At 64.4% G+C, this 15,617-nt stretch carries 12 protein-coding genes, 1 rRNA gene and 3 pseudogenes; 6 read left to right on the top strand and 10 right to left on the bottom strand.

Features of this window, described 5'->3' with window-relative positions; translation table 11 throughout:
• Positions 1-993 precede the first annotated feature (993 nt).
• Positions 994-2,523, bottom strand: a pseudogene (locus QFZ69_RS22300) (amino acid transporter); the annotation flags it as partial.
• Positions 2,524-2,582: 59 nt separating this feature from the next.
• Here QFZ69_RS22300 and QFZ69_RS22295 point away from each other — a divergent pair.
• Positions 2,583-3,268: pseudogene (locus tag QFZ69_RS22295) on the top strand (cation transporter).
• Between the two features lie 236 nt (positions 3,269-3,504).
• Here the strand turns inward: QFZ69_RS22295 and ykgO are convergent.
• From ykgO to QFZ69_RS22270, 6 genes are all read right to left on the bottom strand, one after another.
• Entirely contained in the window at positions 3,505-3,627 is a 123-nt protein-coding gene (ykgO, locus tag QFZ69_RS22290) for a type B 50S ribosomal protein L36 (protein ID WP_011693081.1), read from the bottom strand.
• Positions 3,624-4,754, bottom strand: coding sequence for a GTP-binding protein (locus QFZ69_RS22285; RefSeq protein ID WP_306914603.1), 1,131 nt, complete (start codon positions 4,752-4,754; stop codon positions 3,624-3,626). Before QFZ69_RS22285 ends, ykgO begins: the two co-directional genes overlap by 4 nt.
• 909 nt (positions 4,755-5,663) lie before the next feature.
• Positions 5,664-6,812 (bottom strand): hypothetical protein, encoded by a 1,149-nt coding sequence (locus QFZ69_RS22280; protein WP_306914602.1) that lies wholly within the window; start codon positions 6,810-6,812, stop codon positions 5,664-5,666.
• Positions 6,813-7,395: 583 nt separating this feature from the next.
• On the bottom strand, positions 7,396-7,782 hold the full coding sequence (locus QFZ69_RS22275) for a hypothetical protein (RefSeq protein ID WP_306914600.1): 387 nt from the start codon (positions 7,780-7,782) through the stop codon (positions 7,396-7,398).
• On the bottom strand, positions 7,695-8,507 hold the full coding sequence (locus QFZ69_RS23435) for a WxL protein peptidoglycan domain-containing protein (protein ID WP_373463157.1): 813 nt from the start codon (positions 8,505-8,507) through the stop codon (positions 7,695-7,697). The genes QFZ69_RS22275 and QFZ69_RS23435 overlap by 88 nt, the downstream gene beginning before the upstream one ends.
• 58 nt (positions 8,508-8,565) lie before the next feature.
• A complete protein-coding gene (locus QFZ69_RS22270; RefSeq protein WP_306914598.1) occupies positions 8,566-8,754 on the bottom strand; it encodes a hypothetical protein in 189 nt (62 codons plus the stop codon).
• A 49-nt stretch (positions 8,755-8,803) separates the two neighbouring features.
• Between QFZ69_RS22270 and QFZ69_RS22265 the strand changes: the two genes are divergently transcribed.
• The 3 genes from QFZ69_RS22265 to QFZ69_RS22255 all read left to right on the top strand — a co-directional run bounded on the left by QFZ69_RS22265 (position 8,804) and on the right by QFZ69_RS22255 (position 11,329).
• The gene (locus QFZ69_RS22265; RefSeq protein ID WP_306914596.1) at positions 8,804-9,385 is read left to right on the top strand and encodes a hypothetical protein; all 582 of its coding nucleotides are present in this window, start codon (positions 8,804-8,806) and stop codon (positions 9,383-9,385) included.
• Positions 9,386-9,563: 178 nt separating this feature from the next.
• Positions 9,564-10,028 carry a hypothetical protein gene (locus tag QFZ69_RS22260; RefSeq protein WP_306914594.1) on the top strand — a complete coding sequence of 155 codons (465 nt, stop codon included), beginning with the start codon at positions 9,564-9,566 and terminating at the stop codon, positions 10,026-10,028.
• A gap of 707 nt (positions 10,029-10,735) precedes the next feature.
• Positions 10,736-11,329, top strand: coding sequence for a polysaccharide deacetylase family protein (locus tag QFZ69_RS22255; RefSeq protein ID WP_306914593.1), 594 nt, complete (start codon positions 10,736-10,738; stop codon positions 11,327-11,329).
• Between the two features lie 118 nt (positions 11,330-11,447).
• On the opposite strand, the gene QFZ69_RS22250 is transcribed toward QFZ69_RS22255, so the two are convergent.
• Positions 11,448-11,735: a hypothetical protein gene (locus tag QFZ69_RS22250; RefSeq protein WP_306914591.1), complete on the bottom strand. Its 288-nt coding sequence runs from the start codon at positions 11,733-11,735 to the stop codon at positions 11,448-11,450.
• Between the two features lie 468 nt (positions 11,736-12,203).
• Between QFZ69_RS22250 and QFZ69_RS22245 the strand changes: the two genes are divergently transcribed.
• Entirely contained in the window at positions 12,204-13,646 is a 1,443-nt protein-coding gene (locus QFZ69_RS22245; protein WP_306914167.1) for an IS1380 family transposase, read from the top strand.
• A gap of 299 nt (positions 13,647-13,945) precedes the next feature.
• Entirely contained in the window at positions 13,946-14,674 is a 729-nt protein-coding gene (locus tag QFZ69_RS22240; protein ID WP_307000441.1) for a DNA/RNA non-specific endonuclease, read from the top strand.
• 111 nt (positions 14,675-14,785) lie between these two features.
• Here QFZ69_RS22240 and QFZ69_RS22235 read toward each other — a convergent pair.
• A pseudogene (locus QFZ69_RS22235) lies at positions 14,786-14,993 on the bottom strand (ISL3 family transposase); the annotation flags it as partial.
• A gap of 309 nt (positions 14,994-15,302) precedes the next feature.
• Positions 15,303-15,419 (bottom strand): 5S ribosomal RNA (gene rrf, locus QFZ69_RS22230).
• Positions 15,420-15,617: the final 198 nt, after the last annotated feature.

Here is a 15,617-nt window from a genome sequence, read left to right as displayed (position 1 = left end):
CGTCGGTATGCAGACGTGCGGGCAACGCTTCTCGCGGCCCTCACCGATAACGTCAGGAACCTCTTCCCTGCCACGGCCCCTATTCTCCTCAGTGCGCCAGCGGGGAGGCGCCGCCGCACCGAAGCTGGCTCCGAACCCTGCGTGTGGGGATCCCGGCCTCAGCTCGTCCGGTTAGCGGGGCCAAAGGGTTCACATGGGGAAGGCCCCCACCAACGATGCAGCTGGCCTAAATCAACTGCCAGGTTCAAACTGACACCTATAGGAGCATCGTCGTAGACAAAGAGGGCCAGGGATGGCCGGAGCTCTGCGACGGACAGCTCTGGACCCAACAGCCGGCCGCGAAGCGGACGCCCGATAACTGGTTGGAGCGCAGCGGAAACGGTACTACTGGAAACGGACTTGAACCGGTGTGACTCAAGCGGAAACCGACGTGCCTTCGAGTACTGTCCTTCTCTGGATTCGTCCACCGGTTCAAGGTTCGTCGGGGGGTGTTGAGTCAGGCGGACATGACTTCAGGAGCCTGATTCGACCAGTCCCATTACCGTTTCCGCACAGCTCAAAGCTGGGCGGTTTCCAACCAACGACGCAACAGGCTCAATTTGAAGGTAACAGAGCTCGTGTTTATCCCTGGAAAGCGCCCTGTCCCCATTGGCGTGCAACCCGTTCTTGTCAGACCCAGCCTGCACATTGAATCAAGCGGCCTCCGCTACGGGAAACTCGCGGAGTGTCGATTCGAATATATGTTTCCTCTAGCCCCTCACCGGGTGTCGTTGATCTAGCCGACGCGGCTGCATATCCCCCATATTCGCCGTGACGGACACCGTTATCTGGAGTGTTGTCCACGTGCTCACGGTGCGGCCAATTTCACTTGCTAAACCAGACGCAGCACTATTCGCATGATTCCATCCCTGAGGAGCCGGCGTGCCTTGGCCTGTTCACGTGTGATCCTGCGGGTTGGCAAGGAATCCTGGACAGTTCTCGGCTCGTCCGTAGTCAGCCGACGTGGACCCATGGGCGTTGGGTGACGTCGGGCACGGCCTCCCGCAGTACTTCCCGGGTGACGGGAGCAATTTCGCCCTCGCCTAGGAACAGGAACCGCAGGAGGTTAATCACCGGGTTGCCTTCAGTCCAGCGGAAGTAGATGTGGGGCATTAGGCCGGTCACGTCGCGGATATGAAGCAGGACGGAAGCGATGGTGTTCGGTACGACTGGGCCATGGACCTCCAGGATGCGGTACCCGTGCCGGATCACGCCGCGCACCTGCAGTTCCGTTTCGAAGTCCGAGGAATCATCGACGATCACTTCCAGGAACAGAGCCTCGTGTTCGAGGGGCAGGTGGCTGACCTCGATCGCGGATCGGAGCTTGTCGCGGTAGGCCTCGGCGGAAATGCGGCGTGGTTCGTGGGCGATGATCGATATGGGCCCGTCGAGGTTGGAGGACATGAATTGCAGCGCTTCCTGGTCAAGATGAACCCGGGTGGCGTGCAGTTCAAAGGAACGCCGGATCCGCGAGAGCAGTGAGATCACGATGATGCCCAGGATGAAGATGCCTGCGATCTTGATTCCTTCAGGACGTTCAATGATGTTTGCAATGGTGGTGTAGGTGAACACCACGGTGATCGTGCCGAATCCGATGGTGCGTTTGCGCTGTTTCCGGCGCCGGGCCGAGAGCGTGACTGCAACGGCTGCCGAGGTCATCAGCACCAGCACGCCGGTGGCATATGCCCCGCCCTGGGCATCCACGTCAGCTTCAAAGAGGTAGGTGATCAGGAACCCGACCAGTGTGAAGACGAGCACCAGGGGGCGGACAGCTTTGGCCCAGCCGGGGGCCATGCCATACCGGGGTAGGTATCTGGGGACCAGGTTCAGCAGGCCGGCCATTGCGGAAGCACCGGCGAACCAGAGGATCGCGATGGTACTGATGTCGTACACGGTCCCGAACCCGACTCCGAGGTATTCGTGGGCGAGGTAGGCCAGGGCTCGGCCGTTGGCTTGTCCGCCGTCCTGGAATTCCTGCTCCGGGATGAGCACCACTGTGATGAAGCTGCTGGTGATCAGGAAGGAGCTCATAATTACTGCGGCTGTAGTCAGCATGCGGCGCGTTCCGTGGATGCGGCCCGCAGGATTTTCCTCGGTGTCGTCCTCGTCGCCCCTGACCTGTGGCATTACCGCCACTCCTGTTTCGAATCCGGAAAGTCCCAGTGCCAGTTTCGGGAAAACGAGCAGGGCGAAGGCGATCACCATGAGGGGATCCCCGTGTGAAGTCAACAGGGCCGTGGACCAGTCAGCGACGAATACAGGGTGGGTGAAGACTTGAATCGTCGCTGCTATGACGACGACGGCGTTGAGGCTGAGGTATACGGCAACAATTGCGACGGCGACACCGATGGCTTCCTTGAAGCCGCGCAGGAACACGGCCGCCAGGAGAGCCAGGAGGAAGAGGGTGACGAGGACGTTCTGTCCCTGGAACCAGGCTGGAACCAAGGGGTTGTGGATCAGGTGCTCGCTGGCATCCGCGGCCGCCTGATGGACGCCCGGCAGGCTCCGGCCCGGGCGGAGAAGGGTGCGGGGCGGAGGCCGTTTTGACCCGCCGGGTCCGTCTCCTGGTGGCGGCAACGATTGGTCACAATGTGGTCGAGGCGGTCATCGCCCTCGGGGCGGGAACGGTGGCCTCATCCACCGCCCTGGTCGGTTTCGGGCTGGATTCAGTTATTGAAGTCTCCTCGGCGGCCGCTGTCGCCTGGCAGTTCTCCGGCCGCGACCCGAAGGCCCGCGAGAAGACGGCGCTGCGCCTGATAGCGGTCGCCCTTTTTTGCCCTGGCCGTCTTCGTCACCGTCAGTGCGGTCCTGTCACTGTCCGGGGCAGGTGAGGCGGGGCACTCGAGGGCCGGGATCATGCTGGCCGCGGTCAGCCTGGCGGTCATGCCGTTCCTGTCACTGGCACAACGGCGGGCAGGCCGGGAGCTGGGCTCCCTCTCTGCTGTCGCCGATTCACGCCAGACCCTTTTGTGCACGTACCTCTCCGGTGTTCTGCTGCTGGGCCTGGTGCTCAACAGCGCCCTGGGCTGGTCCGGTCGCGGCGCTCGTCATTGCGGCGGTGGCCCTCAAGGAGGGGCGGGACGCCTGGAAAGGCGAGGGCTGCTGCATGCCCGGCTCCATGGCTTCCGCGTCCTGGCCGCGGCCCGGGACCGCGGAAGGAGCGCCTGCCCTGTCGCTGAAGCCCTCGGTATGCCCGGCCGCTGATACCGGGCATAAGGACCGCCGCTGACAGCGGGGGGTGTTCCTGTTGCCGTGGCGGCGAGGGTCCGGCTGCCTGCGGCAGAACGGCGGAATCCGCGCTGAGCGGGTCCGGCAGCAGGAGGTTTGCGGCCCCGGCAGGGAACGGCAGTGCCGCCTGGCCCCTGGCCGGTAGTGGCCAACGGGAGCCGGACGGCATTGCCGGCCTGTGCCCTCGGGATTGGTCGTGCGGACGGCGGTGCGCTTCCCGCGTCTGCGGGTTCCGGGTCAGCCCTGGCGGGCTTTCATCCGGGGGTTTTTCTTGTTAATGACGAAGGTGCGGCCGCGGCGGCGGACAATCTGGGCTCCCGGTATTTTTTTCAGTGCCCGCAGCGAGTTTCGTACTTTCATGACTTGCTCCTCAGTGGTGTCTCAGTTGATTGGTTAAGGTCGAAGGGATCAGCGAAGGAGGCTGCGCCCGGGGCCATCTCCGCCTCGGTCAGCTCGCAGGCCTGCAGCAGTGCGGCGATTTCGGCCGCGTCGACATCATCGCCGGTGACGGCCAGCACCGTTCCCCGGTCGCCGAATTCGGGATGCCAGGCCAGCGCGGCGTCAGGACCGTCCACCGCAGACATTAACGGCAGGGACTTCCGGTCAGCCTGCCAGGGGCCGGTGTTTTCCAGCCACACCCTCGGTCCGATGCCCTGAACGGCGATCCTGCAACCCGGTACCGAGGCCACCCAGAGCCGTCCGCGCAGCCAGCAGGATCCCTCAGCGAGGGCCGCCAGGGCGTGGCGGAAGCGGCCCGGGTGCAGGGGCCGCTCAATCCGCTGCACCACCGTGGTGAAGGGCGGGGAGGATTCAGCCGGGATCCGCACCGAACCCGGGACGGTCCGCGCCGTTGCCTCCGCGAGATTGTGCCGGCCGGGCCGGAAGACGCCCGCACTGTCGGTCAGCACCACGTGCGGGGCCAGCTCTTTGACCAGCTGGACTCCGCGGGCACGCGCTGCAGGATCAACCGGCACCAGGGCCGGATCGGCCAGCACGACCGTGTCGCTGAACGACAGCTCCCCCAAAAGGAATTCCCCCGGCGTCCGGTCATCCTCCGGGACGGCAGTGAAGCCGGATTCGAACAGGGTGTGATGGTCCCAGATCTGGTCCTCCACGGCATCCGGGGCGCAGGCCAGCACCACCGAATCAATGGTGAACGAATCCCCGAGACCCCGCAGCAGGGCGTGCACGGCAGTTGCCGCGGCCACCCCCGGGGGCAGACCCAGAATAAGGCGGGAACCCGAGTCCAGCAGCCGGCCCACCGTGGGCACGACGTCCAGGCGCACGGTGCAGCTGAGGCAGCCGTGTTCCAGCGTCGATTCCTCCCGCTCCAGGCGCCTGCCCTCCCGGAAGGTCCTGCGGATGACGAGCCCGCCTTCGAGAAGATCATGGAAGACGACTAGGGCACCCGGGGAGTCTGCGGCCAGGGCCGCGCAGGCCTGCTGGCGGCAGAAAACATCTAGGGAGCTCACAACAGTTACATGCATGCCAGCCACCCTACATGCGAATCATTCTCATCTACAAACAGGCGGCCCTCCTGTCCCACGGGACTGCCGCCTGCCGGCAGATCAAGGTATATGTAGGTATTGATGATGACTGATGAACAGACCCTGATCCGGACGGCCGAGCTATTCAAGGCGCTGTCGACCGCGCCATTGCAACTCCTGAAATGCTCAGGTGTTGCGACGATGTTAGAAACCACCCCCGTCCTACCGGGGCCATCCAAACCTGTCACAACCACCGCCCCGAATCACCGGGCTCAAAGCCTCGCTGCGGCAACGGCGGCGCAGCTGGAGCGGGCGCGACAGTAGAACAAGAGGCCGAAAGCGCAGGCGCGTGCTGAGACTCTGCAGGAGGCGCACGATACGCTCTTGCGGCGCATCGTGCCGGGAACCCTCGTTCACCGGAACCAAAACGCGCAGGTGAGCGCCGAAAAAAACTCCGTGCCAGGATCTTTGAATCGCCGGGAAAATCTTTAATCACGCCCGGCCGGGTCACCGTCCACCTCGCTGCCAGAGCCCCCGAAAAGGACCTGCTCATCAAGGCCCTGAACCGGCTCGCCGCACTCAGCCCACCGCGCCCGCATCCCAGCAGCCAACCACAAGCAAGAAACACGTAAGCGGGGCCGTCTATTCGGCATGGACCAGCAAGAGGTCGCCAAGCGCTGGTCGACGCCGCTGGCACTTCTCGTTAGGAAGCACCCGCTCGCAGCGATGCGCACCAGGGCTCGCGGACGCTGCGCCAGCGGACGACCGGAAGGCAGGCGGCCAGTGTGGCTCCCGCTGAGAAACTGGCCGCGGAGCGGCCGTCGTATTCCGAGCTGATCGCGCGGGACATGGGTAATGCCAAGGCGTCAGCGATCGTCGGCGTTGCCGATGCGCCGTCGGTATGCAGGGCTATGCGTTGACGTCCACGGCCAGTTGATCGATCCAGCCGCCGAGGGAGGCCCAGCCGCTCCATACGCCACCGCTTTGCCAGTTATGCCAGAGCGCGTGGTCGCTTCCGATGACGAGGACTTCGAGTCGGCCATCCCCGTTCCGGGCGACCGCAGGTTTGTCGCACTGGCCACCCAGGGACGCCCAGCCGCTCCATGCCCCGCTCGGAGCTACCTGCCAGTTGTGCCAGAGCGCTTTGTCGCTGCCGACAACGAAGACTTCAAGGCGCCCGTCTGCGTTGCGGTGGACTTTGGGTTGGTCGACCCAGCCGCCCAAGGAATGCCAGCCGCTCCAGTCGGGACCGTCCCGCCAGTTGTGCCAGAGCGCGCGGTCGCTGCCGACGACGAAGACTTCAAGGCGTCCGTCCTCGTTTTGCCCGACGGTGGGTTGGCTAACCGAGCCGCCAAGGGAGGCCCAGCCGCTCCATGCCCCACCCGGACTTACCTGCCAGTTGTGGTGGAGCGCTTTGTCGCTGCCGACAACGAAGACTTCCAGGCGCCCGTCCGCGTTGTGCCCGATGGTGGGTTCTGCGACCCAGCCGCCAAGGGACGCCCAGCCGCTCCATACGCGACCGCTTTGCACGTTGTGGTGGAGCGCGTGGTCGCTGCCAACGACGAAGGCTTCCAGGTTGCCGTCCTTGTTGTGCCCGATGGTGGGTTGGTTAACCCAGCCGCCAAGGGAATCCCAGCCGCTCCATGACCCGCTCGGGCTTACCTGCCAGTTGTGCCAGAGCGCGTGGTCGTTTCCAACGACGAAGGCCTCGAGGCGTCCGTCGCCGTTGCGTCCGATGGTGGGTTGGTCGACCCCGCCGCCGAGGGAAGCCCAGCCGCTCCAGGCCCCGTTTGGGCTTACCTGCCAGTTGTGCCAGAGCGCGTGGTCTGAGCCGCGTCCGAAGGCCTCCAGACGTCCGGACCGCACCGGAGCCGTGAAGGGCACGGATGCCGTACCGTTTGCCGAGGGCTGCGGGGTGTGTTGCTTGAAAACCGGCAGGGCAGCCAAGGCGAGGAAGCCGGCGCCAGCCCTAAGGGTTTGGCGTCGGCTGATTGCTTGCCGCAGGTCGCCGTTGGAAGCACTGGGTGGGGTTGGCGAAGCGGTTCGTGTCTCAGACATCGGAACCTCCATTGATAGGTCAGGTTATTGCATGAGGGAAAGAGCGCAGATCAAAGAATCTGCCCTGGGTGAGGTCGACGGCTAAACAGTCTCCCCGGCGCACGGATGACGCCCGCCCCGTCAAGAGGGTTGCGGGTTCCGTTCCGACGAGTGCATGAGCGGGATTAGCTGATGGCCAGATGTTCAAGCCATGGAAGAGGTCAGAACCGAACTGGCCATGTTGGGGGCCGTTAGACGGCATTCCTGGAACTCGCAGACCGTCGAGGTCGGAGCGGACTGCGGCTAAGAGGCCAGTAGCAACAACATCCATGACGAACACCTCAGAGGGTCGCGAGATGCCGGTTGGTATCCAATCCACATGGATCGCGTCACGCGGCCTGAGCCCCGCGCCCAATTGAGGTCTGGGGCCAGCTTAATTATAGGAGCCTGAGGATCTGATTGGCCGGCGGCGAACCAAAATATTCGTTGGTGGTACAGGTCAGCCCCACCTGTCTCACATCCTTGACACACCTCAACATGCTCCTCTAGGGCGGGCGCACGCTGTGGGCTCCGGTTCCCGGTCCGACGGGGCGCGTCCACGGTTTCAGTTGATCCGGTGATCGCCCCTGCCGGCGGTGTTTCCTGCGGCGCCCGGCGCGATGGCCTTGGCCGTCTGTTCTGTCGTATTCCGCTTGCTGCGGCGGAGCAAGAGAATTACGGCGAGGACGGCAAGAACCAATAGTGCGGCGAGCCAGGGCCACGGCCCGGTTCCGGCGTCTTGGATGATCTGCGGCAGTGGTACCGGGCCGGCGCTCCCGGACTTCGCCAGGGCCTGATCAGCAACCGTGAAAGGGATGGTGCCGGTCGCGCTGGCCTTTGTAGGCGCGTCGGTCAGGGTCACGGTCACGGTGTAGTCCCCGGTTTGGAGCTTGCCGTCCAAGGTGGTCTCGATCTGCGTGTCGGTGCGCGCATAGACCGAGCCGAGGGCCACAGGGGCCTGGCTGACGGTTTTCCCGTCGCGGTCGTGAATAAGCAGAGTGCCGGCGGGTTTGAGGTTCGTGGTGCCGGTGTTTTTGATCTGGACGGATACGACGGACCTGTCGCGCTGATCATGTGGCTCGCGGCCCCAAGGTCGAGGGCCGGTTGGAGCGGCCCGGAAACATGGATGGCCACGGCGATCACCTGGCGGACGATCTGATTCAACGCGACGGACCCCGAGCCCTGGATGGGCACATCGTTTTCCAGAACAAGGCCGCTGACGTAGTCCCCGGGCGCCGCTCCGGCCGGCACCGTGAGCGTGAACGTGCGGACGCTTGCCTGCCCGGCGGGCAACTGCAGGACCTCGGTCGGATATGACAGCCAGGCGGTGGCGCCGGTTGGGGTGCTGTCGCGGTCTTTCGCCCCGACCCCTCCGTTGATCAGGGTGTAGGCGTCCGCTGCGTAGGTGCGTGCCGCGATCGCTGCTGCGCCGTGGTTGCCCAGTTCCGCCTTCAACTGCCGGCTCTGGCCCGGTGCCATGCTCAGGCTGAAATAGGAACCCGGCTGGCCGACCGGCTTGAGACTGAGATTGACCTGCTGCTTCCCGTCATCGCCGGTCGCCCCGCCGATGGGTCCTGTCAAGGCTGCTACGGCGCACACCAGAACCAGAAGGACCCGCGCCGGCAGGAAGCGGGCGCGGCGGATCCCTCTCAGCCGGCCGGGGGATGGTTGGGGCATGTGACGGGACCTCTTTAAACGTTGAAGTGGCAGTGTTAGGCGGTGGTCTCGAAGGCGGTCAGGGTCCGGAAGCGATGGTGATGGTGGAGGTGTAGGTCCCTGCCCGGGTATTGGCAGGGATCGCCAGGGACAGGTTGATGCCCTGGGTGTAGGTACCGGCGCCGTAGGGGGCGTTGGCGTGCAGGACCGTCCTCGCGCTGTCCAGCGGCCCGGCCGGGGAGGCCGGCGGCACTTTGGGGCCGTTCACCGGATCAACCGGCTGCCCGGAGGACGCGACGGGCGCTTCAACGGAAACGATGGCCAGGTTCCCTGCTGTGGGTCCCGGCGGCGGCAAAGCCGCCGATTTCACCATCACGTCAGTCACCGCTGCCCGGGATGCTGAGGGCAATCCCCAACTCAGTGCCGTGGTCACCAACTCAGGGGGACGAGCTCTTGACCTCACCGGCGAACTCAGCCTGACAGCAGGCCCGGGCGGACTTTCCGCCGGTCCGTTCGGTCTGCAACAGCAAACGACACTTGCCCCCGGCGAGGTCCGCACCGCGGACTTTTCGGTGCCCCGCGAAATACCGAACGGCCCGTGGAACGCCCGGGTCACCCTGAAGAGCGGACTCCTGGAACGACAAGCCCAGACCCGAATCACTTTCCCGGACGACGGGCCCCCCACCGAGCCGGTGGCGAAACCGGCGCAGGAACCGGCAGCCCCGTGGTGGCAAATCCTCGCCGCCCTGGTCTTGCTTGCCGCTGCGCTGGCCTGGGTTCTGATGCGCCGGAGCCGGCGCACCCGGCCCGCCCCCGACACCCCGGCCTGGCCCCCGGCTCCTTCTCCGCCCCGCATCGTTCCTGGTCCGCATTGGGGTGACGACGGAGATCAGCCCTGAGGTTCGCGGACCCTGAACACGCAGTCGCGCTCTGCCCCGGGTACCAAAGACGCCGGCTCCGCTGCAGACCTATATCTGCGGGCCGGAATGGTTTACGGCACAATACTGGAAAGGGACCGTTGGCATCGCTGGTCCCGGCAATTCCGTCAGCCCGGGGAAAGGGGAAGGCCTGTGACAAGTGAAGCCACCAGGGGACATCTGGCGGACGGACCCTGCTACGCTGCGGGACGTCGTCCTGGACCGCGCCGTCATGGAGGACCGCCTGACACAGTGCCCTGCGCTGGAACGGGTCTGGATTCTGTGCCTGTTGGACCGGCCCCAGGAAGCGATTACGGAGGGGCAGGATCTGCTGGCAGGAGCCGCGGACCGGTTCCGGCCACTGCTCGTGCTTGCCCAGGCCTACCAGCGGCAGTACTCCTGGCACGAGGCCACCCGGCTGCACGAAGAGGCCCTGCGCCTGGCCCGCACGCCGGCAGGGAAGCTCTGGTCCGCCGTCAGATCGGCAGGCGGCTCTTCGATGAAGCCCGGTACAGGGAAGCTGCCGCGGAGTTTGAATGGGCCCGGGACCTCTATCGCAGCACCGGCCAACGCGAGCATCTCGCACAGGCATGCCAGCAGGCCCTCAACAGAGCCCGGCAACTGACCAGCACGCCCTAACCGGCCGGACCCGGGCCTCTTGAAAAGAACCAGCGCGGAACGAACCGTCCGACTCCGCGCATAACGGGTGCCGGCGTTCCTTCCTCCGCGTTCAATCCCCGGCTGTTGCCACACCCCGACCGCTGACCCCGAGATCTACAGTCCCGTGCCACAAGGACTACGGAGATCACGCGACAACCGGCAGAACGAAAAGTCACAGCTGCGTAATCCCGCTGTCCCTTAAGTTGTTCCAAAACTGCCGCCATAATCAGCCGTCACAGCCAAACTTTCGGTGCGAAATGTACGGTTGCCAGTGGCAGTGCCGACGAGGCCGCTTTGCTGTCTAACGGGCAGGGGAAATCGGTGTGGGAAAATTTCGCCATGCATCAATTGATCAATAATCCGCAGCGCCGGGTGTTCCTCCTGTCAGCGACGGCTTTGCTGCTCGCCGGATGCAAACCCGGCGGGGCTAGCGTCGCGTTACCTTCGGCACCGGAGCCGACAGTTCTTCCGATGCCTGAATCGTCAGCCGCTGTGCCGGTTCCTGACGTTTCTCCGGAGCCAGGACCTCCTGTGCTGCCTCCCGCGCCGGAGCCGACGCGCCGGTCGCAGGAGCAGATTATCGCCGAGTTTTCTCGGCGTCGTCCTTCCTATTGGGGTCTGCAGGCGCCGAACGTCCTCCAGGTCCTGCCAGAGCCCGCGGCAGGGATCGCGTTGACGCTGGACTTTTGCGGCGGTCCCGGAGGCTCCGGAACGGATCACGCCGCCCTGGATATGCTGAAACGCCTCGGTGTGCCGGCAACGCTGTTCCTGAACGCGCGTTGGATCCACGCCAACCAAACGCTGACACGGGAACTCGCGGTTGAGCCGCTCTTTGAACTGGCCAACCACGGAACCCGCCACGCGCCGCTGAGCGTGACAGGTAACTCCGCCTACGGGATCCCCGGAACGAGAAGCAGTGGACAGGTCTATGACGAGATCATGTCCAACGACAGCCTCCTGACAGAAATCACCGGTAAGCGCCCGGGCTTTTTCCGTCCCGGCACTGCTTACCTGGACGACGTCGCGGCCGAGATCACTCTCGCCCTCGGCGTGATCCCCACCGGCTTCAGCATCAACGCCGACGCCGGGGCAACCTACCCGGCACCAAAGGTCGCCGCCGAAACGGCCAAAGCCCGGCCTGGTGACATCATCATCTCCCACGGAAACCATCCCGGGTCCGGCACGGCGGCCGGACTCGCGGCAGCGATCCCGGCCCTGCTGGACAAGGGCTATGCCTTCACCCCCCTCGGCGCCGCCTTTCCCTGACCTGCGCGACGTCGGGGGTATATACCAAGCATGATTATAGGGTCGGTGCTGACGGCCCTTGCCTTGCGGTGCCGGCTCTGAGCGTTGATGCTGCGACTACATCTATTTCAAGAAGCCTTCATGATTCGCCGTGCTGATGTCTGTCAGCAGCCAATACGGCATCAAGCTGGGCGAATTGATGTGCCTGAAAAGCTTTGTCGGCATTTGCGTTCGTACTGGCAAGCAGCGGTATGTCGAGGCTGGCGCTGCATCCTCGACAGCGGATCTCGTCCGTCCACACCCAGCTATATGCCGCGTGCTGTTCCCGTACCCGTTGCATCGCCGCGATGATTGCTTCAGTCTTGGCCGCGAAGTGCGCTGCGTCCTCGTTGCTGAGGCTTGTACCAATCTCGATGTCGATGCTCATCGTGCCTCTTCCGTCGTCCCCGATGGTGCTGTTGACAGTAATGGGTGTTGCACCACGAATGAATGACCCGAAGGTCACGGTTGCTTAACCTTTTAGGCAGAACCGCTATTGGCGGTCGTGGTGATCAAGGCAGTTGCTGTTCCTCTTCGTCGGATTGAAGTGGGCGATGCTTTTTGATCGGTCGCACGCCCGTAAGCCGGTCGATCTTCGCGCAGGCCCCCTGCCTCTCAACCCGAGGCGTCTCACCAAGCAGGGGTGACTAGCAAGGCCGAAGTCGGATTTCCGGGAGCCAGTCATTCTTACAACCATGTATCGCAACTACTGCTGCACCGTCGATAGTCGTCATTAGCCCGGGGATTTCATGGCGGGTGGCTGAGGGTGTGTGTTTAAGCAGGGAAAGGGTGCTCTGAGCTGGGAAAATAGTGGTTGTCGAGACCGTTATTTGCCGAGTGAAGGAGCACCCTTTCGATGCAAAAGTCTACCTGTGTTTTTCCGTCGGTTCCGGTCACTTTCACCGGCCAGTCGCTGGTCTCCCACGCCGGGGTGAAGGTCCTGACCGGTTTCATGGATGCCCTGGGTTTCGGGGCACTGTGCGAGGACCGGTTGGGCCAGTTCGTTCCCGCAGGCGCGACGCACCGGCCCGGCCGGCTGGTCGGTTCTCTGGCGGCGATGCTGGCCGCCGGAGGTGAACACGTGTCCGATCTGGACATCCTGCGGGTCTCACCGGGGGTCTTCGGCCAGCTGCCCTCGAACGCGACGGTGTCCCGGTTTTTCGAACGGACCGTGACGAACCCCGAGCTGTTCGGCTATGGCATCGAAACCCTCACCCGGCAACTGCGCTCCACGGCCTGGGAAGCGGCCGGGAACCGGAACCCGGCGTTGTCGGCGACAGCGGCGGATCCGCTCATCCTGGACCTGGACGCCACCCTCGTGGCCTCACACTCGGAGAAGGAAAACGTCGCCGGCACCTACAAGGGCGGCTACGGCTTCGCCCCCTTCATCGCGTCCTGTGACTACGGTGCCGGTAACGGCACCGGGGAAATCCTCGCCTGCCTGCTGCGGACCGGCAACGCCGGCGCGAACAGCGCCGATGACCACATCCGCGTCTTCGAGACCGCCGTGTCCGGCCTGCCCGAAGGATTCTTCGACGAGACCGGGGCGCTGGCCGGAGAGAACGTCCTGGTCCGCACCGACAGCGCCGGAGCCTCAAGGAAGTTCCTCTGGTACCTGCACAGCCGGAACGCCCAGTTCTCCGTCTCCTACCCCGTCCCCGCGGCCAAAGCCCACATGGTCGATTGGATCAACGACAAGAAGAACTGGCAGCCGGCCCTGGACCAGGCCGGCAACGACCGGACCGATGCCTGGGTCATCAACGCCACCGACATCATCCCGCTCACCGACTACCCGCCGGGAACGAACCTGTTCCTGCGCGCCGAGCCCCTGCACCCCGGCGCGCAACCGACGCTGCTGGACATCGACGGGCACCGGATCACCGCGTTCCTGACCAACTCACCGCGCTGGCACGGCCCGTTCCTTGACGCCAGACACCGCGCCCGGGCCCGGTGCGAAAACCGGATCAAGACCCTGAAAAACACCGGTCTGGGCAAGCTGCCGTTCTTCGACTTCGCCGCGAACCAGGCCTGGGCGTGGATCGCAGCCCTGGCCTCCAACCTCGTCTCCTGGCTCCAGCTCACCGCGCTCCCCGCCGGCGACCACGCCAAGGGATGGGACATCAAACGCTGGCGCTACCGGCTCTTCGCCACTGCAGGCAAGATCATCACCCGCGCCAGAAAGAGCTATCTCCTCCTGCCCGGAACGGCACCCGAACACCAACTGATCCACAGATTACTCGAAGCCACCGCAAGCATCGCGGCGAGCCTCAAGAACCCCACCGCCATCATGCAGACCTGACGCCCGGAACCAGCCCCATCACTGCGAGCAGACAGACAGCCATCACGGGTACGTGGAAACCCGCGCCAACCCCGGCGCATGGGACGGTCGAGGGTGCCCGGAATCCGCCCAGACAACACGCCAGCCGCTCAGCCGCCATCAACACCCCGACCGACGACCGATGCAAAATCCGGGCTAGCTGCAAGACAAGGAGCACCGCGCGTGAAGATCCTCCAGGAGATTTCGCTTCGCCTGAGGGCACTAGATGCATCCGTGCTTCTGTCGCCGGGCACTGATACGGTCTGCCGATGGATGAATTAGTGCAAAGCCAGCACGCATTGACTGCGGAGGATCTTTCCGAGCGTCCCGGGTTCGATGAAGCGTTTTTGGGTGTCCGGGTTGGCATTCCGGCCCTGGACGGCGTCGAGTCGACCCTGCTTCCCTACACCCACTTTTCCGTCCTCATGCGGCTGGACAAGCGGCTGGCTGCTGTCACTGCCCTCGGAATTGACGGCACCAAGCTGATGGATCTGGACCGGTCAGGGATCCAGTGGAGATTGGATCCGCGGCTGCGCGCGGACCAGCAGACGGGCGGGATGGTCTACGCCGGCAACGACATCGACCGCGGCCACCTCGCCCGCAGGGCATCAGCAGTATGGGGCGGGACACGGGCGGAAGCTGCCCGGGCCAACGTGGACACTTTCCACTACACGAACGCGGCCCCGCAGGCGGCGAAGTTTAATCAGGGCCTGGCCCTCTGGCTCGGTCTGGAGTCCTACCTGCAGGACAACGCCGCCGACAACGGCCGGCGGCTCGTCGTTTTCACGGGTCCGATCTTCAGTGACACCGACCCCATCTACAGGGACGTGCAGATTCCGCTGAAATTCTTCAAAGTAGCCGCATTCATGCATCAGGGCTCCCTCGCAGCTACCGGATACATCGTGGACCAGACACCCCAGCTGGCGGACCTCCCGGACGTTCGCAGCAGTCACATCACTAATCACATCAGTCACGGCAACCTCCTAATTCTCCGGAGTTACACCGTTTAAATTACAGTCCCCACGATGACGATGGCTGCTTACGTCAGGTTCTCTGCAATGTCAGTCAGTCTTCGTTGCACCTCGACAGCTTCGTTGTTTGTCGAGATGCAGCGAAGGGGCTCATCGCAGATGAGGGTGTGGTCGGGGTCGGAGCCCGCCGGTGTCGAGCAGGGGCGTGGGTGGTGTAGTTGGTGGGGTTGCGGAATCCGGGGGTGCCGCAGAGGTGTTCGAGGCGGCCGTTGCTGGCCTCGGTGGTCCGTTGCCGGTGAGCCAGGCGATCGAGGTAGGCCACCAGGTCGGCGGCACGCCGTTTCAGGGTCCGCCCGAGGTTCGGAGCTCGACCGGCACGGCAGGGACGCGCACCCGAGGTTCGGAGCTCGACCGGCACGGCAGGGACGCGCGTTGATGACCGCGGTCCAGTCCGGGGGCGGGTTGGCGTCGGCGCGTAGCTGCCTGAGGATGCCGTAGAGCGGATCCGCCTCGGTGGCCGGTTATGGCCGGTAAACCACATCACCGGCCAGCGCGATGCCTCGGCACCCGACGCGCCCGCCTCTACGCCCTCATCTGCGATAAGCCGGTTAAATGCGGGAGAGCCTCCAACCTGGTGGTTGGAGGCTCTCGACCGTTTCTAATGGTTGTCCGGCGGTGACCTACTCTCCCACACCCTCCCGGGTGCAGTACCATCGGCGCTGTGGGTCTTAGCTTCCGGGTTCGGGATGGGACCGGGCGTTTCCCCCACGCTATGACCGCCGTAACCCTTGCTCCCGCCCCGCCTGGCTGTGCCCGGGGGTGGGAAAACTTTGGTGTTACAACATGTGCTCTGCCCTGTTGGGGGCAGTTGTGGTGTTGTTATTTTGTTGTGGTTTCGTTCCCGTGGCAACAAAGCCCGGGGACCGGGTTTGTTGGTTGGGAACCACATAGTGGACGCAAGCAGTCTTGTTTCTTTGTACCC

Source organism: Arthrobacter sp. V1I7, from assembly GCF_030817015.1.
GTDB lineage: Bacteria > Actinomycetota > Actinomycetes > Actinomycetales > Micrococcaceae > Arthrobacter.
The sequence above is the reverse complement of the archived record's forward strand: the minus strand, read 5'-3'. Positions and strand labels throughout refer to the sequence as shown.